The sequence below is a fragment of the Rahnella victoriana genome (assembly GCF_004330295.1).
GTDB lineage: Bacteria > Pseudomonadota > Gammaproteobacteria > Enterobacterales > Enterobacteriaceae > Rahnella > Rahnella victoriana.
The window spans coordinates 1-17,393 of the sequence record NZ_SJOJ01000040.1 but is presented as its reverse complement, the minus strand read 5'-3'; the positions used below and the strand labels follow the sequence as shown (position 1 = coordinate 17,393).

15 protein-coding genes are annotated in these 17,393 nt (G+C 55.7%); 2 read left to right on the top strand and 13 right to left on the bottom strand.

Annotation, left to right across the window (positions count from 1 at the left end):
- The first annotated feature begins 2 nt into the window (after nucleotides 1-2).
- Together EYY67_RS23200 and EYY67_RS23195 are read left to right on the top strand one after the other, a co-directional pair.
- Nucleotides 3-857: a MurR/RpiR family transcriptional regulator gene (locus EYY67_RS23200; RefSeq protein ID WP_131694472.1), complete on the top strand. Its 855-nt coding sequence runs from the start codon at nucleotides 3-5 to the stop codon at nucleotides 855-857.
- Nucleotides 858-921: 64 nt separating this feature from the next.
- The gene (locus tag EYY67_RS23195) at nucleotides 922-2,010 is read left to right on the top strand and encodes an iron-containing alcohol dehydrogenase family protein (RefSeq protein WP_131694471.1); all 1,089 of its coding nucleotides are present in this window, start codon (nucleotides 922-924) and stop codon (nucleotides 2,008-2,010) included.
- A gap of 79 nt (nucleotides 2,011-2,089) precedes the next feature.
- On the opposite strand, the gene EYY67_RS23190 is transcribed toward EYY67_RS23195, so the two are convergent.
- The 13 genes from EYY67_RS23190 to EYY67_RS23130 form a co-directional block, all read right to left on the bottom strand.
- Nucleotides 2,090-2,980 (bottom strand): LysR family transcriptional regulator, encoded by an 891-nt coding sequence (locus EYY67_RS23190; protein ID WP_119824941.1) that lies wholly within the window; start codon nucleotides 2,978-2,980, stop codon nucleotides 2,090-2,092.
- Between the two features lie 7 nt (nucleotides 2,981-2,987).
- Nucleotides 2,988-3,809, bottom strand: a complete 822-nt coding sequence (locus tag EYY67_RS23185) for a M55 family metallopeptidase (protein ID WP_119824942.1) — start codon at nucleotides 3,807-3,809, stop codon at nucleotides 2,988-2,990.
- Nucleotides 3,809-4,888: a DmpA family aminopeptidase gene (locus EYY67_RS23180; RefSeq protein WP_119824944.1), complete on the bottom strand. Its 1,080-nt coding sequence runs from the start codon at nucleotides 4,886-4,888 to the stop codon at nucleotides 3,809-3,811. The genes EYY67_RS23185 and EYY67_RS23180 overlap by 1 nt, the downstream gene beginning before the upstream one ends.
- A 29-nt stretch (nucleotides 4,889-4,917) precedes the next feature.
- A complete protein-coding gene (locus EYY67_RS23175) occupies nucleotides 4,918-5,829 on the bottom strand; it encodes an ABC transporter permease subunit (RefSeq protein ID WP_095922178.1) in 912 nt (303 codons plus the stop codon).
- Nucleotides 5,830-5,838: 9 nt separating this feature from the next.
- The gene (locus tag EYY67_RS23170; RefSeq protein ID WP_119824949.1) at nucleotides 5,839-6,759 is read right to left on the bottom strand and encodes an ABC transporter permease subunit; all 921 of its coding nucleotides are present in this window, start codon (nucleotides 6,757-6,759) and stop codon (nucleotides 5,839-5,841) included.
- Between the two features lie 258 nt (nucleotides 6,760-7,017).
- The gene (locus EYY67_RS23165; protein WP_131694470.1) at nucleotides 7,018-8,562 is read right to left on the bottom strand and encodes a glutathione ABC transporter substrate-binding protein; all 1,545 of its coding nucleotides are present in this window, start codon (nucleotides 8,560-8,562) and stop codon (nucleotides 7,018-7,020) included.
- A 36-nt stretch (nucleotides 8,563-8,598) separates the two neighbouring features.
- Complete coding sequence (locus EYY67_RS23160) at nucleotides 8,599-10,467, bottom strand: ABC transporter ATP-binding protein (RefSeq protein ID WP_131694469.1); 1,869 nt, start codon at nucleotides 10,465-10,467, stop codon at nucleotides 8,599-8,601.
- Nucleotides 10,468-10,497: 30 nt separating this feature from the next.
- Nucleotides 10,498-11,463: an N-acetyl-D-Glu racemase DgcA gene (gene dgcA / locus EYY67_RS23155; RefSeq protein ID WP_095922182.1), complete on the bottom strand. Its 966-nt coding sequence runs from the start codon at nucleotides 11,461-11,463 to the stop codon at nucleotides 10,498-10,500.
- Entirely contained in the window at nucleotides 11,463-12,473 is a 1,011-nt protein-coding gene (gene dgcN / locus EYY67_RS23150; RefSeq protein ID WP_131694468.1) for an N-acetyltransferase DgcN, read from the bottom strand. Before dgcN ends, dgcA begins: the two co-directional genes overlap by 1 nt.
- A gap of 273 nt (nucleotides 12,474-12,746) precedes the next feature.
- Nucleotides 12,747-13,826, bottom strand: coding sequence for a porin (locus EYY67_RS23145; RefSeq protein WP_119824959.1), 1,080 nt, complete (start codon nucleotides 13,824-13,826; stop codon nucleotides 12,747-12,749).
- A 706-nt stretch (nucleotides 13,827-14,532) separates the two neighbouring features.
- The gene (locus EYY67_RS23140; protein WP_131694478.1) at nucleotides 14,533-16,245 is read right to left on the bottom strand and encodes an ABC transporter ATP-binding protein; all 1,713 of its coding nucleotides are present in this window, start codon (nucleotides 16,243-16,245) and stop codon (nucleotides 14,533-14,535) included.
- 105 nt (nucleotides 16,246-16,350) lie between these two features.
- Complete coding sequence (locus tag EYY67_RS23135; protein ID WP_131694467.1) at nucleotides 16,351-16,656, bottom strand: hypothetical protein; 306 nt, start codon at nucleotides 16,654-16,656, stop codon at nucleotides 16,351-16,353.
- Nucleotides 16,657-16,688: 32 nt separating this feature from the next.
- Nucleotides 16,689-17,195 (bottom strand): hypothetical protein, encoded by a 507-nt coding sequence (locus EYY67_RS23130; RefSeq protein ID WP_242675629.1) that lies wholly within the window; start codon nucleotides 17,193-17,195, stop codon nucleotides 16,689-16,691.
- Nucleotides 17,196-17,393: the final 198 nt, after the last annotated feature.

Genomic DNA, 17,393 nt, shown 5'->3' with positions numbered 1-17,393 from the left:
CAATGAAGGACATCAACTTACAGTCGCGTCTCGATGCCTTACAGGGCAGTTTTTCACCGGCGGAAAAGCGCATCATCGCCATCATCCTGCGCGATCCGCCGGAGGTCGCAAAAATGGGCGTGACGGAACTGGCGAAATACGCTGAAACCAGCACTGCCACGGTGGTGCGCACCAGTAAACGGCTGGGTTTCAGCGGCTATCCGGCGTTGCGGCTGGCCTTAGCTGCTGAATCCTCCCGCCCTATGCCCGCCGACATGCCGCTGGCGGCCGATATTGGCGACCATGATTCGCCCAAACAGATCCTGCAAAAGTTGCTGGAATTCGAGGTCAAAGGCGCCACCGAAACCACGCAGTTACTCAGCGCCGCGACGCTGGAGCAGGCGGTGCGTTTTCTTTCACAGGCGCAGCGGATTGATATTTATGGCGCCGGTGCCTCGTCGCTGGTGGCGCAGGATTTCTGCCAGAAACTGCGGCGCATCGGCGTTGACGCCAGAACCTACGGCAGCACAGATGAAAGTCTGGTCAGTGCCTGTCAGCTTGCCGCGGGTGATGTCGCGCTGGCGATTTCCCATTCGGGCCAGACCACAGATGTCATCGACGCGCTTGTCCTGGCAAAAGCCGCAGGCGCAACCACGCTGGCGATCACCGCCAATGGCCGCGCTCCCCTCGCCCGCAAAGCCGATATCGTGTTGCGAACCAGCAACCGCGAGATGGGTTTTCGTGCCGCCGCGATGGCGAGCCGTACCAGCCAGTTGCTGCTGATCGACTGCCTGTTCATCGGTATCGCCCAGCGTCTGCCCGGTGCACGCGACGCCTTACGCAAAACCCACGACGCAGTGCATCAGCGCCGCCGCTGATATTCTGTCGTTCCCCTGCGCGCCTTCTATACTTCTTAAAACACTCCGGTTTATGAGGGCATGCATGTTCACCCATCGTTTGGTATTTCCTGCCAGCGTCCTGCGCGGGCGCGGCGCCATTAAACATCTGGGCGCGATGTGCGGACGTTTAGGCCAGCGGGCAATGTTAGTGGGCGGCAAACGCGCCATTGCCAGCGTCGAGGCGAAAGTCGCCGATCAGCTTGAGCAGCAAATGGTCAGCTATCTCGGCAGCGAGATTTTTGGCGGCGTCTGTTGTCAGGAAGAGATCAACCGGCTGGCCGATGTGTTCCGCACGCAGGGCGTAGAAGTGATTATCGCCACCGGCGGCGGCAAGGCGCTGGATACTGCCAAAGCCGCGGGCGTGACCTGCAATATTCCGGTGGTGACATTGCCGAGCATTGCGGGCACCTGTTCAGCGGTGACTTCACTGGCGTTTCGCTATCATCAGGACGGTGAATTCCGCGACATGATGCCGTTATCCTGTGGCCCGGCGGCGTCGGTCATCGACGCGGATTTACTGGCCACCGCCCCGCTGCAATGGCTCTCGGCGGGCATCGGCGATACGCTGGCAAAATGGTACGAATACCGCGCCATCAGCGATCTCAGTCAGCTGACCGGTCTGGCAGGTGTCGCCAGAACCAACAGTGAACTCTGCTACACGCTCATCGAGCATTTTGCCGCTGACGCCTGTTTTGCGGTGCAGGACGGCAAAGCCAACAACGCGCTCGAACAGGTGCTCGACGCCATTTTCCTCTACGCCGGACTGACCTCCATCATGAGTAACGGCGCGCACACCGGCGCTTCCCATGCATTATACGAAGGTTTCACCGCCTGCCCGAAAACCCGCCACGTCGCCCACGGTTTGCTGGTCGGTTACGGCAACCTGTGCCTGCTGGCACTGGAAAAACGCAGTGACGAAGAACTGCTGACCGCCATCGCGCTGGCCCGCGCCAGTGCCGTCCCGACACAGCTCGCACATATCGCACCGGGGCTGACAGAGCAAGATCTGGCCGTGATTATCGACCGCAGCCTGAGCACGCCGGATATGGCGAACATGCCGTGGGAAGTGGAGTTTGCGGAAATTCGGGCCGCCATAGAGAGAGTGGAAAGGCTGGGGGCGAAAATTAATTAGATTTTGGCATGCCCGTAACGACAGGGCTAAAGCGGCCATGACTCTGCTCCTCCCCCTGCGAAGGGGGAGGGAGTAAGGCTCAGACGCCCTGAATTCTGAGATCCCACAGCTTACTCCGGATCAGTTGTTTCAGCCGGTTCGAAGCCTGCGAGGCCGGCTGGTCCCGCCTGCTCAGCAGAATCACCTCAAACGGCAGCGGTTCCACCACCGGCACAATCTTCAGCTGATCGACATACCGCCGGGCGGTAAAGGTATCGACCACACCGACACCGCCGCCTGCCAGCACCATGTCGGCGATCACCGAGTAGGTTTTGATGAACAGCGCCGAATGCGGCATCAGTCCGTTTTCGCGCAGGACGCGGTTGAGCACCTGACCCAGCGGATCCTGTTGCTGCAACATCAGCAGGTCGTTTTCACATAACCACGCCAGTGAGACCGGCCCTTCGACGGCTGAATCTTTTGGTAACAGCGCCACCATGTTGCCCTGATAAATCGACTCGGCCACCAGTTCCTGCGTGGCCTGCTCGCCAAATGCCAGCGCGAAATCCATTTTGTATTGCAGCAGATCCTGACTCAGGGTGTTGAAATGTCCGGTCACCAGTTCGACACTGCCGCCGGGCGTCTGGCGGCGAAAATCCACCAGCACCGGCGCCATCACGCTGTGACCGAGAGCATGTGCCGAGCCGATTCGCACGTGCTGGCCTTCGCCCTGGCGTAACTGTTCCGCCAGTTCGCCGATGGCCTGAATATGGCTGAACAGCGCCTCGACTTCCGGCATTAACCGCCGCCCTTCCGGCGTCACGATTAATCCCTGCGGCGTGCGGTCAAACAACGTGAAGCCCAGTTGCTGCTCCGCGTGATTCAGTACGCGGCTGACGTTGGGTTGCGACACATTGAGCAGGCGCGCCGCGCCGCTGACGCTGCCTGCCTGTAAGACCGCCTGAAACACTTCGATGTGGCGTAAGCGCATTGCGGCCCTATTTCTGCGTGGTCGCTAAGTACGAGAAGGCACTTAACAGGCTGATAATCCCGGCGACCGTCGGGCTGTGATAACCCACGGTGACGGCATCGAGACGCTCCACACCGGGGATCAGGCAGAATAAATCCGCCAGCACCGGTCTGGCGGTCATCAGCTCAAGATGATAAGGCGCGCTGAATCTTGCGGCGGTCAGCGGTGCGGGTTTGCTGACGGCAATCGTCGCCTGTTTGCGGATTTTGGCACAGGCGATAGACGGGCTGTCAGACTCGGCCGCATTGGCGGAAATCGCCCGTTTGACGCAGACATATTGCGATTCAGGGTAATAACGGCGGATCCAGGTTTCGAGGTGATCGTCGCCGGTCACCAGCCACAATGGAACGTTAAGTTCCGCACCGGCAGCGGCATATAAGTCGCTTTCGCCGACCACGTTGCCGTTGAGTTTAACGCGGTAAAAGGCGCGGCCATTAATGGTGTGCGCCAGTACGCCGTTTTCGCCCGCGGCAGTGTGATAGCCGACAAACATCAGGCCGTCGTATTGCTGTTGCTGCAACCCTTCGACCATCGACAATCCGCGCGGTTTGCCCTGTACCAGACGGGCACGCGGGTCGATTTTATCGGCACGCAGGTTTTGCATCATCGCGTGGCTGTCGGCCACCGTCACTTCCATCGCGCCACCGGCAAAAGCGCCGTCGATGGCGGCGTTGACTTCCCCTTCCATCAGCGCACGGGCAGCGTCGTAATCGGCATTGCCCGGGCTGCACTGTTCCGGGCGCATCACGCCTGCAATACCTTCAATATCCGCAGAGATAAACACTTTCATCAGTCGTTCCCTTCTTGGTTTGCCAGAGCGTCCAGAATTTCACTCAACCCCAGCCGGTAATGTCCGTCGAATCCGCAGACGGTTTCTGCACTCATCAAGGCATCAATAATAGCCTGTTCTGTGGCATCTGCCGCCAGCGCCAGTAAAGGTTCCAGTTCGGCATCCGGTAATGTGACACCGTCACGTTGGGTGGAAAACGCCAGCGCGATATCCCCTGAACCGTGCCCCCAGTAACTGCCCAGCCGTCCTAACCCGGCACCGGCGCGTTTGGCGATACGTCCGAGCTGACGGCTGTCGAGATAACGGTCGCAGGCCATGACAATAATCACTGAACCGGCATCCACCTGCGGGGCGAGTTGCGGCAGTATTGCGCCGATGGCCTCGCCTGCCCGCACGCCGTCGAGCGTCAGTTCTGAGAGTTTGCCAAAATTGGCCAGCACCAGGATGCCTAGTGTCGCGTTGAGGGTTTCGCACCAGCGCGAGGCGGTGCCGATGCCGCCTTTTAAACCGAAGCAACTCATGCCGCGTCCTGCCCCCACGCTGCCACGGGCGAAGGTTTTTGTCGCGCCGTCGAGTGCGGTCAGCGCGTCGTCTTCACTGACCGCCATCGCCTGAATATCGTTTAAATAGAAATCGTTGCACTCGAGGATCACCGGATTAATGGTGGCGTCCGGGCGGCCAATCTGCGGAAACTGCTGACAGCTGCGTTTCACCAGCGCATTGAACAAGGTGCCGGTGGCAAAAGTATTGCTGAGCAGCACCGGCGTTTGCAGTTCCCCCAGCTCCGTCACCTGAATCAGCCCCATCGGTTTGGCGAAACCATTAAGCACCGCCACACCGCATGGCAGCGGTTTTTCATAAAGATTGTCGCCGGGCGGCACTATGGCGGTGACGCCGGTCTGCACATCCCCCGCCGACAGTGTGCTGTGACCGACGGTCACTCCGGCGACGTCGGTGATGCTATTGGTCGCGCCGCAGGGAAATCGCGGGCGGAAAATCTGACGCGCGGTGCGCCAGCGTTGCAGCAAGGCAGACAGCGCCTGCTGCTGAAATTCATCGTTATGTTGTTGCGGATGCATCAGTTTTCCGTTTCATCTGTTCAGGACGATTACTTTTTCAGTTTAGGATCCAGCGTGTCACGCAGCGCATCGCCGAGCAGATTAAATGCCAGAACCGTGAGGAATATCGCCAGCCCCGGGAACACGCTGACGTTCCATTTGCCCGCCATCATCATATTGCGGCTCATCGCCAGAATATTGCCCCACTCCGGCACGTCCGGCTCCGGCCCCAGACCGATAAAACTCAGGCTGGCGGCGGTCAGAATGCTGGTGCCGATGCGCATGGTGAAATAGACGATCACGTTCGACAGCGTGCCCGGCAGGATATGGCGCAAAATCACCACCCGGTCCGGAGCGCCAACGCAACGCACCGCTTCGACGTAAGCACTTTGTTTAATCGATAACGTGGCGGCGCGCACGATGCGGGCAAACACCGGTACGCTGAATACCGCGACCGCGATGATCACGTTGTTCAGCCCCGGCCCGAGGATCGCGACCACCGCGATCGCCAGCAACATGCCGGGAAAGGCAAACAGCACGTCGGAGCCGCGCATGATCAGCATATCAAGCCAGCGACCGTAATACCCTGCCAGCAAGCCGAGTAACACGCCAGCGATCATCCCCAGCGTCACTGAGAAAATGCCGACGTACAGGGAGATCCGCGCGCCATAAATGATACGGCTGAGAACATCACGCCCCAAGTCGTCCGTGCCAAACCAGTGCTCCGGCGTGGGTCCGACGCCGAGCGCCATCCAGTCCGGCGTCATCGGGTCGAAAGGGGCCAGCCACGGCGCGAATATCGCCACAAGCACCAGCAGCAGAATAAATCCGCCTGAGACCAGCGCCATCGGATGACGGATAAAGGTATGAAAAAAGTCGTACCACGGCGAACGGATATCATCGTTTTGCGAGGCTACCGCAGCCGGTGTGGTTTCTTCCAGCACAGAGACAGGATCGGTCATGAGCAGCTCCTAACGCAGACGGATTGCCGGATTGACCACAGCGTAAAGCAGGTCAACCAGCAGGTTTATCAGAATAAATTCAAACACAAACAGCATCACCAGCGCCTGGATCACCGGCTGATCCTGCGTCTTGATGGATTCGATCAGTAACCAGCCCAGCCCCGGCCAGCTGAACACGCTTTCGACGATAATCGAACCACCGAGCAGAAAGCCAAACTGCAAGCCAAGCATGGTGATAATCGGGATCAGCGCATTGCGCATGATGTGCTTCCACGTCACCCGCCGCGCACGTAATCCTTTGGCATTGGCGGTGCGCACATAATCTTCCTGCGCCACATCGAGAAACGCCGAACGGGTGAAGCGCGCCATCACCGCCGCCACTGACGAACCGAGGGTGATTGCCGGTAAGATAATGTCGGCGGGCGAATTAAAGCCGCTGACGGCGAAGATCCCGAACGGCATGGCGACAAACTGGATCAGAAGCAATCCGAGCCAGAACGGCGGCATGGAAATTCCGCCGACCGCCATACTCATCAGTGTCCAGTCCTGCCATTTCCCGCGTTTGAGCGCCGACACCACGCCAATCACCAGACCGAGCACCACCGACCACGCGAAGCCCGCCAGCGCCAGCAACAACGTGGGCATAAAGCCGCTTTCAATCACACTTAACACCGGCTGACGCGTGCGGTACGTCGTGCCCAGATCGCCATGCACCATGCCATCCAGCCAGTGCCAGTACTGCGCAGGCAGCGGATCGTTCAGGCCAAGCAGTTGCCGTGCTGACTCAACCGCCTCAATCGGCGCATCCTGACCGGCGTAAATACGCGCAGGGTCACCCGGCAGCAGCTTGATAAAGCCGAAAACCAGTAACGACACCACCAGTAAAACGGGGATCATTTCCAGTATCCGGCGGATAAAATAGGTCAGCATAAAAGTGTTTCCCTGAACCTGAATATTGATGGTGGTGTGCGCCTCCCCCTGCGAAGGGGGAAGCAGACCGGAACACATTGGTTTTGCCCTTTGCTCCTCCCCCTGCGAAGGGGGAGGTTGGGAGGGGGTTTTAAAGGCTAACTCTTTGTCAACGCACTCTTTTACATCAGTTTTTGACCTTAATACCGGACCCCAACCCTCCCCTTCGCAGGGGAGGGAGCCGACCAAAATCTGCTTACGCGCCGGGAGCCAAAAAAATTACTTAAACTGTGCCTGGTTAAAGATCAGCGAGCCGTCGGCCAGCATGTAGACGCCGGAAAGATCTTTGCTTTTCCCTACCAGATTATCCGGCACGCCGAGATAGGCCACCGGAGCATCGGCCCACAGCAGTTTTTGCGCGTCGGCATACGCCGCTTTACGTTTTTCGACGTCAGCCGTTTGCAGACCGGCGGTGATCGCGGCATCCACCTGTTTGTTGCTGTAATAAGAGACGTTATACGCCGACGGGATCCAGGATTCGGTGGCGAACAGCGGACGCAGCGCCCAGTCCGCGTCACCGGTCGACGCCGACCATGCGCCGTAATACATCTCCACTTTCGCATCCGCCGGTTTCGGCGTGCTCCACAGACGCTGGTTGAGCGAACCGGAATCCATCGGCACCAGTTTCACGCGCACGCCAATCAGGGAGAGTTGTTGTTTCAGGAACTGCGCGCTGCGGATACGGTCGGTCTTGTTTGAGCTCCACATTTCCACGTCAAAGCCCTTCTCGTATCCGGCTTCTTTCATCAGTGCTTTGGCTTTGGCGATGTTGTAGCTGTAATCCGGCGTGGTTTGTTTCTGATAGAACTGAACGTTTTTCGGCAGCGGCGACGTGGACGGCGATCCCAGCCCCGCGAAACCGACTTTCAGCCACAGATTGCGGTCGATGGCGTAGTTGATCGCCTGACGGACGCGCACATCAGAGAACTCTTTTTTCTGCGTATTGAAAGCGATGTAATACAGATAGATGCCCGGATCCTGCGCGATATCCAGCTTCGGATCGCTTTTCACGGTATCCACCAGATCGGACGGCAACGGATAGACCGCATCCACGCCGCCGGATTTCAGTTTCGCCACCTGCGTGGAATCTTCCGGCGTCGGGTAAAGCGTCACTGAATCGACTTTCGGCCAGCCTTTCTGCCAGTAGTGGTCATATTTCACCAGTTTGACGTCTTTACCCTGCTGCCATTCGACAAATTTGAACGGACCGGTGCCGACCGGATGTACGCTCAGATCCTGTTCGTTCGGGTATTGTTTTAACGACGCCGGGCTGTGCATGACCGCTGACGGGTGCGCCAGGGTGTTGATCATCGCGCCGAACGGTTTGTTGAGGGTGATTTTGACCTGATACGGGCTGATCACCTCCACAGATTTGATCATGCTGAACAGGGAGTTGCGTTTCAGGTGATTAGCCGGATTCGCCAGACGATCGAGGTTAACTTTTACCGCATCAGCATTGAACGGCGTGCCATCCTGGAAGGTCACATCGTGGCGCAGATTGATGGTGAATTCGGTGGCATCGCTGTTACTGGTGTAATCCGTCGCCAGCACCGGCACGACGGCCATTTTGCTGTCGAACTGGAACAGGCGTTCAAAAATGCCGCTCTGGATGGAATAACTCAGGGTATCGGTGGTGTCGTGCGGGTCGAAACCGGTCACGTCAGCATACATGGAAATACGCAAATCTTTGGCCTGAGCCGAGGCCGCGAAGCAAAGCGCCAGTCCGGCGGCAAGCAGGCTCTTACGCAGTAAGGTCGAATGCATGGTGTTCTCCTGTGTGTCCCAAAAAAGAAAGGTGAGTTATCCCTGTGCGACCCAGTGATGTTCACTGACGCGGGAATATTTGAGTTTTTCTATCTGTACACCCGCCGGATGCACCGGCGATTTCACTTCCACATCATCAAAATTGCGTAACGCACGCTGCGTCGGATCCGCCACCGGCACCGAACTGAGCAGACGCCGGGTGTAGGCATGTTGCGGATTACTGAAGACGGCGTCGCGCGGACCAATTTCCACAATCTGCCCGCTGTACATCACCGCCACACGGTTGGCGATACGCTCCACCACCGCCATATCATGCGAGATAAACAGCCACGCCACGCCGGTATCGCGCTGGAGATCCATCATCAGATTGACCACCTGCGCCTGAATCGACACATCGAGCGCCGACACCGCTTCGTCGGCAATAATTACCTGCGGCTGTAACGCCATTGCGCGCGCGATGGCAATACGCTGACGCTGGCCGCCGGAAAATTCGTGCGGATAACGCCGCGCATGGGAGGGTTCCAGCCCGACACTTTTCAGCAGCTGATTCACCACCGGCGTGGCATCGGCCAGCGACTTTTTCAGGCCGTGCAGTAATAACGGTTCGGCAATGGAAAATCCGACGGTGAGACGCGGATTGAGCGAGGCATACGGATCCTGAAACACCATCTGGATCTGACGGCGCACCGCCTGAAACGGCGTGTCGCGCATCAGGGTAATTTCCCGGCCTTCAAGATGAATGCTTTCGGATTGGCTGCCCACCAGCCGCAGGATGGCGCGCCCGGTGGTGGATTTCCCGCAACCGCTCTCGCCCACCAGCGCCAGCGTTTCGCCCGGCCAGATGGAGAAGTCGATCTGTTCCACGGCGTGCACTTCTTTGGTCACGCGCGACAATACGCCGGAGCGGATCGGGTAGCAGACGCGGAGTCCGCGTACATCCAGTAGCGGTGGCGCATCGTAATTCGCGGTTTTCTGATCGTCCTCTGCCGGAGGAATGTGAGGGAGATCACCTGCAACCGATTGCTTTTCGGATGAAACAGATTGAGCGTCTTTGGCGGCTAACAGCGGGAAACGGCGCGGCCATTTCAGCCCCTGCATATCGCCGAGTTTCGGCACCGCGGCCAGCAGCGCACGGGTATAAGGATGCTGCGCGTTGGCAAAAATTTCCGTCACGCTGCCCTGCTCCACCACTTTGCCCTGATACATCACCACCACGCGGTCAGCGATTTCCGCCACCACGCCCATGTCGTGCGTGATAAACAGTACCGACATGTCAGTGCCCTGTTGCAGATCACGCAGAATTTGCAGAATGCGCGCCTGCACCGTGACATCCAGCGCCGTCGTGGGTTCGTCGGCAATCAGCAACGCCGGATCGCAGGCCAGCGCCTGCGCGATCATCACACGCTGACGCATGCCGCCGGAAAGTTCGTGCGGATAACATTTGAGGATGCGGTCAACGTCAGGAATGCGCACCTGTTTCAGCAGTTCGCGGGCTTTGTTCAGCGCGGTGGCTTTGTTCGCCATGCCGTGATCAAGCAGCCCTTCCGTCAGCTGATCGCCCACCCGCAAGACCGGATTGAGCGAGGTCATCGGCTCCTGAAAAATCATCGACATTTCCTGACCCCGCAGTTTGCGCCGCGATTCAGCCGACAGCGAGGTCAGCGCATGACGCATGCCGTTACGGCCAAAAAACTCGATGCTGCCGGCGTCAATGTGTGCCGAATCCGGCAACAGCCCCATGACGCTCAGTGAGGTGACGGATTTACCGGAGCCGCTTTCGCCGACCACCGCCACCACCTCACCTTTATGAATAGAGAAGGAAACGCCTTTCAGCGCCTGCGTTTTGCCTTGCCGGCCGGAAAATGTCACCGACAAATCGTTAATCTGCAAAATGGGCACTGTCATCAATAAACGCCTCCTTTATAGGTTGAATGGTTAAAGCCAGACTTCACCGTGCTCATAACGCAATGCCGGTTCGGCGTCCTGTGCCAGCCAGATCGGGCCATCGAGATCGACACGTTCCGCCTGCACCGCCACCGGCAGCGCCGCTTCCATCGCAATGGAAGAACCGAGCATGCAGCCGACCATAATGCGCAGGCCAAGCTGACGAGCCACGTCGGTCATCGCCAGTGCTTCGGTCAGGCCACCGCATTTATCGAGCTTGATGTTGATCATCTCGTAGCGGTCGCGCAGCCCGTCGATATCCGCCCGTTCGTGGCAGCTTTCGTCGGCGCAGACAGGAATGGGATGCAAACAACGCACCAGATCGTGGTCATTACCGGCAGGAAGTGGCTGTTCAATCATCGCCACGTTGAATTCATGCAGTGCCTGAAACAGACTGCCGAGATCCAAACCCAGCCAGGATTCGTTCGCATCCACCACCAGCGTGGCCTGCGGGGCAGCGGCGCGGATAGCGGCCACTTTCTCGATAATCTGCTCGCGGTTGAGTTTGATTTTCAGCAACTGCGCGCCACCGGCGACGGCCACTTCTGCCGCCTTCGCCATGTTTTCCAGTGAATCCAGACTCAGGGTTTCGGCGGTAATGACTGACGCAGGCTTTGGCATATCAAGCAGTTGCCACAAGGTCTTGCCCTGTTTTGCCGCATCCAGACGCCACATTGCACAATCCAGGGCATTGCGTGCGGAACCGATCGGCAATGCCTGTTGCAACGCCTCGCGGCTCAGGCCCTGTTCAACCTGCGGGCGGATAAGGTCGAGTTGCTCGCACACACTTTGCGGCGATTCCTGATAATGCGCGGTCGGCGTGCACTCCCCGACGGCGGAAAATTCACCGTCGGTCAGGAAAACACGCACGACCGTGACCGCGGTACGGGTACCGCGTGAAATCGCAAACGGCCGGGCCAGCGGCAATTCAACGGACTCAAACGTCATCTGCATCATCAGCCGTTATCCCTGATCCATAGCGCTATGTTTTTGATGCCGAACCGAACCGGGTCGGTGGCCGGTACGCCGAATTCTTCGCTGATTTTTGCCAGCGCGACTTTGGCTTCTTCTTCACTGACGGCGGAAGTATTGAGCGAGAAACCGGCCAGCCGCACGTCCGGGCTGGTCAGGCTGGCGGCCGCCAGATTGGTGTCGAGGCACTGGCGCAGGGTCGGCATAAACTGATGCGGCAGATGGCGCATATGCGGGCGGCCAAGTTCATGACACATCACCAGCAGGTGCGCCTGCGCGCCGTGGATCAGCCCCATGCTGACACCGGCAAAAGACGGGTGATACAGCGAGCCCTGACCTTCGATGATGTCCCAGTGATCGTCATCATTGGCCGGAGACAAGGCTTCGACGGCACCGGAGATAAAGTCGGCAATCACCGCATCGATGGCAATACCGGCACCGGCCACCAGCACGCCGGTCTGTCCGGTCGCGCGGAAATCAGCGTTCAGATCCAGTTCGCGCATCGCGGCTTCCAGCGCCAGCGAGGTGTACATTTTGCCGACCGAACAGTCAGTACCCACGGTGAGAATGCGTTTACCGCTGCGCTTTTCGCCGGTACCGGTATCCAGTTCCGGCTGCATGTGGCGTACGTCAAACAACTGCACGTTGTGTTCTGCGGCCAGAGCGACCAGCTCAGGAATGTCGTTCAGCCCCTGATGCAGACCGTTCGCCACGTTCAGCCCGGCAGTGATCGCCGTTTTGATTGAATCAATCCAGTGTGCCGGTAATTTACCGCCGGAGTTGGCGGTGCCAAGCACCATGGTTTTCGCGCCCTGCGCTTTGGCGGTGGCGATATCCATATCCGGCAGGCCGAGGGACACAGAATCCGTCGCCAGACGGATTTGCCCGACGCAGGCTTCAGGACGCCAGACGTGAATACCGCGCGCCGTTTTAGCCGCCAGCGGATCCATCACATCACCCAGGAAGAGAAGATACGGCTTTGGAATTTGCTGCATGTCAGTTTCTCCGGAATATTTTTTAGGTGTGGTTTTAATAAGGCTGCAGAGAATATTCCACGGGAGAAACCGGCTGACGAATACTTGTTTGGCGCTGGGGTATAACTTCAGGCTATAGGTTTAGCTATATGAATTTATTGTGGTTATTTGACTGGCAGGAAATGAGGGCAACAGGCAGGATCCGCAGGCATAAAAAAAGGCAGAGCCAATGAACTCTGCCTTTGCGATTACCTTTTTCAGACACAGAATGGGGTAATAATGTAATCCACTAACTTAGAAGCGGTAAGTCAGTGCAACAGCAACGATGTCGTCTGAGTTCACACCCAGTTTGTTGTTGTCATCGATCAGGTTGATCATATAGTCAACGTAGGCGTACATGTTTTTGTTGAAGTAGTAAGTTGCGCCAACATCAACGTATTTGACCAGATCTTCGTCACCGACGGTTTCAACATCTTTCGCTTTGGACTGCACGTAAGCCAGGGATGGACGCAGGCCGTTTTCGAACTGGTACTGAGCCACAAACTCATAACCCTGAGATTTGTTAGCGAAGCCAGCGGTTGAACCCACAGTGATTGGCATTGAGTTACGTGTTTCGTTATACATTGCTGCCAGATAAACCTGGTTAGCGTCGTATTTCAGACCCGTTGCCCATGCAGATGCTTTGTCGCCTTTACCGTAAGTGCCGCTGGTTTGTGCGTCCGTACGGTCAGAAGAAGACCCTGCGATAACGGCACCGATACCGGAACCTGCGATATCAGAATAATCGATGGATGCGCCGTAGCCGTCGCCGTTTGCTTTGCTGGCTGAACGACCGTCGTTTTCGTTTTTACCCTGATATTGCAGGGCAATGTTCAGGCCAGTGACCAGACCGAAGAAGTCCTGGTTACGGTAAGTTGCCAGACCATTTGAACGGCCAACCATGAAGTTGTCAGAGTTGCCGGTATCGCCACCGAACTCTGGCAGCATATCGGTGTAGCCGATTGCATCGTATACCACACCGTAGTTACGGCCGTAGTCGATAGACCCGAAGTCTTTAATTTTCAGACCCGCAAAGCCCAGACGGGTTTTGTTGCCCAGGTCGCCCTGAGATTCTGCGTGGTTAGCCTGAATGTTGTATTCCCACTGGCCATAACCGGTCAGTGTGTCATTAATTTGTGTTTCACCTTTAAAGCCCAGACGCGCATAGGTTTTGTCGCCTTCTGAACTTGAATCATCAGTGAAATAATGCTTAGCGGTTACGCGACCGTACAGGTCCAGTTTATTACCGTCTTTATTATAAATTTCGGCTGCATTTGCGGTAGATCCCACTGCAATTAAAGAGACCGCTAAGGCCAACACACTGCGCTTCATCATTATTTAAGTTTCCTTGATTTTTTTATAAAGGAGTTCTCATGCCCGCTTTTAGATATCGGGCTGTGAGTATTTGTACATGTTTTAAAATACGTCTGTCTGTAAAACGATTTGAACCTTAACACTGAGCACGAAAAGTTAAAATGGAAAAGTTCGCCTCAATAAGTCTTTTTCACGTAAAGAGATGTAACATAATGTTTCTATCATAAGGCGCTAAACCCCTGATTATATGCGGTTTTCGCATAACGTTTTGCACAATCATGGTGCATCGCCTCTTTTTGGTGCAAACCGTCTTTCATTTTGTAAAGGAGTTGCAGGCCAGATCACCTTTATCAAAAGGTTTTTTTCTGTTAACAATCGTTAATGAATTAAGGAGAGAAAAAGAAGGGTTGCATTTAAATAGTGCATAGCAGGGTAATGATTTCGCGGGGAAGTTCATTATCTCATTAATAGAAAATGCAGCCATAAGATTTTTGTACTACGCCATTTTTTCTTATTTCGGAATTTTGTTAAAAGCATCGAACAAAATAAACACAAATCAAATGAAATAATAATGACGCCCGTGATTGGTTTGAACAAAACCGGTTATTTAAATATGACCGGTTTGCGTTATTTTTATTCAATACGGGCTTTGCGGATTTTATGAGAAGACATTTGCACATGTCCTCTCTGTGTAAAGAGAGGACAAAATGAGGTGATTAAAAGAAAGTTAGCGGAACTGCGCGGCGTGAAGTTGTGCGTAACGCCCCTGAAGGGCCAGCAGGGAATCGTGAGTGCCCTGCTCAACAATGCCTTCTTTGTCGACCACGATAATGCGGTCGGCGTTCTGAATCGTCGCCAGACGATGGGCAATCACCAGCGTGGTACGCCCTTCCGAAAGCTCGGCCAGCGATTGCTGAATCGCCTGCTCGGTGGCCGTATCCAGTGCGGAAGTCGCTTCATCGAGGATCAGGATCGGCGGATTCTTGAGGAAAATGCGCGCAATGGACAGACGCTGTTTCTGCCCGCCGGAGAGTTTCACGCCCCGCTCACCAATCACCGTGTCCATCCCCAGCGGCAGTGCGTCGATCACCTCATCGAGTCGCGCACGGCTGGCGGCCAGACGGATGTCTTCTTCGCTGGCATCCAGTTTGCCGTAAGCAATGTTTTCGCGAATGGTGCCGCCGAACAGGAAGACATCCTGCTGCACGATGCCGATGTTATGGCGCAGCGAAGTTTGCGTCATGTCGCGGATATCAATGCCATCGATGGTAATGCTGCCGCTGTCCAGTTCGTAAAAACGTGGCAGCAGCGAGCACAATGTGGTTTTGCCCGCGCCGGAAGGCCCGACAAACGCCAGCGTTTCACCGGCATTGATGGTCAGCGAGATGCCGTTGAGGATTTTGCTGGCAGGCGTATAACCGAACACCACGTTGTCGTAACGGATATCGCCACGTAAATGGCTGACCACCTGCGCGCCAGGCCGGTCAACGATATCCGGCGCGGTGTCGATCAGTTGGGTAAAGCGTTTAAACCCGGCAATTCCTTTCGGATAGCTTTCCAGCACCGAACTGATTTTCGCCACCGGACGGAAGAACACTTCCACCAGCAGCAGGAATCCGACGAATCCGCCGTAGGTCAGCTGGTCATTAATCACGTACCAGGTACCGGCGACCATCACGATCAGCTGAACCAGACGGGTACTCAGGTAGCTGAGCGTCAGGCTGGCGGTCATGATCTGATAGGCTTTCAGCTTGGTGGTACGGTAGTTGTCGTTATCCGAGGCAAACAGTTTTTGCTCATGTTCTTCGTTGGCAAAGGCTTTCACCACACGAATACCGCCGATGCTTTCTTCTATACGTGCGTTGAAATTCCCCACCTGCCCGAACAGACGCCGCCAGGTTTCGGTCATCTGCGCCCCGTAACGGCTCACCATCCAGGTCATCGCCGGGACAATAATGATGGTCATCAGCGCCAGTTGCACATGTACCGTCGCCATCAGGATAAACGCGCCGATAAAGGTCATCACCGCGATAAACACATCTTCCGGCCCGTGATGCGCCACCTCGCCCACTTCTTCCAGATCTTTGGTGACGTGGGTAATGATGTGACCGGTTTTCGTATTGTCGTAATAACGGAAAGACAGTTTCTGTAAATGGCTGAATGCCTGACGACGCATATCCGTTTCAATGCCGACGCCCAGCGCATGTCCCCAGTAGTTGACGATAGCCATCAGCGCGGTATTGAACAGGTAGATCAGCAACAGACCGACCGTCGCCCCGATGATCAGCACCCAGTCATGGGCAGGCAAAAGTGTGTCGATGAAGGTTTTGATGGCCATCGGAAAGCCCAGTTCCAGCAACCCGGCCAGAATGGCGCACCCGAAATCAAGAAAGAACAGCTTTTTATAAGGCACGTAATAAGAGAAGAAACGGCGGAGCATCATGCATCCTCATAGAAACGGCCCGGAGGCGGGCAAGTCCGTCAGTCTAAATGAAAATGGTTATCGATAAAGATAATTTTAGACCCGCCCGCCTGAAGATCGTTTTTACAGGACGTTGCGCACGCCGCTCAAAATCACGTCAAAGACCGCATTCAGCGCCTGCCAGGCTATCTCTGCGCTGATCGTTTCATAGGTGGTCAGCACCGCCACGAAAGTGGATTTTTGCGTCGCCAGCAAAGATTCATATTCCCCAGAACGGAAACTGCCTTTGCCCTTTTCAATCTCCCATGTCAGCTGAAGTAAGGCTTCAATCTGCGGGACGGCACTGCTTGCCACCGTATTCCAGTTTGCGCCCAGAGAAGCTTTTGCCGCATTGATTGCGCGGTCTCTTAAATCAAAAATATCACTCATCCTGTTCACCTTTATTATTGTTGCGATGTGCCTTAGCCATTTTTTAATACCCGTTCATACGTCAGCATTGACTGCATAATCACGGAAACCTGTTTACGCTGAATAGCGATATACGCCGGAGAATCCTGTTGCGAACAATGCTGCCTTTTATATTTAATCTGATAGAAGATATTTCTCAGGCCGAATATCTGCTGGTCAATTGCAGGATTGTTATTTAAGGCTTTGGTGCGGGATTCAATCAGCGCCAGATCGGTTTCAGCGGAATTGAAGAACTGACTGTCAGGTGCAGAAAGGGAAGAAATCAGTGAAAGCGTTTGCCCTGCCGCCACGGGCGCAGCCTGGCAGGCAACAACCGGCGCAGCGGGCTGCGTATCGTCTGCCATTGCCTGCGCCGTCCAGGTCACAAATTGCCGGTCAGCTTTCATTTCGAAATCGGTAATCTGATTATCTAACGTCGCGTCGTACTGATGGGTGGAACACCCGCTTATTGCCATCACGACAATCACTATCGCGACGCTGAATTTAATGATTGATTTCAAAATGCCTCTCCTGTGATGAATTCCGAAGGTGGGCATTATTCCATTGCCCCTGCCTTCAAAAAATTAGTCATAAGAAAGAAACGGCGCCATCAACCGGTAAATCATTTTCAATAAATGAGGGGGTCATTTTTATCATTGAAATAAAAAAAAGCGATGTGAGATTATTTTCAGGTTAAAAACGTTCACTCCCTCCCCTGC

Excerpts from the sequence above, each read along its gene's own strand:
- EYY67_RS23200 (WP_131694472.1), top strand. The coding sequence starts at position 3 with ATGAAGGACATCAACTTACAGTCGCGTCTCGATGCCTTACAGGGCAGT.
- EYY67_RS23195 (WP_131694471.1), top strand. The coding sequence starts at position 922 with ATGTTCACCCATCGTTTGGTATTTCCTGCCAGCGTCCTGCGCGGGCGC.
- EYY67_RS23190 (WP_119824941.1), bottom strand. The coding sequence starts at position 2,980 with ATGCGCTTACGCCACATCGAAGTGTTTCAGGCGGTCTTACAGGCAGGC.
- EYY67_RS23185 (WP_119824942.1), bottom strand. The coding sequence starts at position 3,809 with ATGAAAGTGTTTATCTCTGCGGATATTGAAGGTATTGCAGGCGTGATG.
- EYY67_RS23180 (WP_119824944.1), bottom strand. The coding sequence starts at position 4,888 with ATGCATCCGCAACAACATAACGATGAATTTCAGCAGCAGGCGCTGTCT.
- EYY67_RS23175 (WP_095922178.1), bottom strand. The coding sequence starts at position 5,829 with ATGACCGATCCTGTCTCTGTGCTGGAAGAAACCACACCGGCTGCGGTA.
- EYY67_RS23170 (WP_119824949.1), bottom strand. The coding sequence starts at position 6,759 with ATGCTGACCTATTTTATCCGCCGGATACTGGAAATGATCCCCGTTTTA.
- EYY67_RS23165 (WP_131694470.1), bottom strand. The coding sequence starts at position 8,562 with ATGCATTCGACCTTACTGCGTAAGAGCCTGCTTGCCGCCGGACTGGCG.
- EYY67_RS23160 (WP_131694469.1), bottom strand. The coding sequence starts at position 10,467 with ATGACAGTGCCCATTTTGCAGATTAACGATTTGTCGGTGACATTTTCC.
- dgcA (WP_095922182.1), bottom strand. The coding sequence starts at position 11,463 with ATGATGCAGATGACGTTTGAGTCCGTTGAATTGCCGCTGGCCCGGCCG.
- dgcN (WP_131694468.1), bottom strand. The coding sequence starts at position 12,473 with ATGCAGCAAATTCCAAAGCCGTATCTTCTCTTCCTGGGTGATGTGATG.
- EYY67_RS23145 (WP_119824959.1), bottom strand. The coding sequence starts at position 13,826 with ATGATGAAGCGCAGTGTGTTGGCCTTAGCGGTCTCTTTAATTGCAGTG.
- EYY67_RS23140 (WP_131694478.1), bottom strand. The coding sequence starts at position 16,245 with ATGCTCCGCCGTTTCTTCTCTTATTACGTGCCTTATAAAAAGCTGTTC.
- EYY67_RS23135 (WP_131694467.1), bottom strand. The coding sequence starts at position 16,656 with ATGAGTGATATTTTTGATTTAAGAGACCGCGCAATCAATGCGGCAAAA.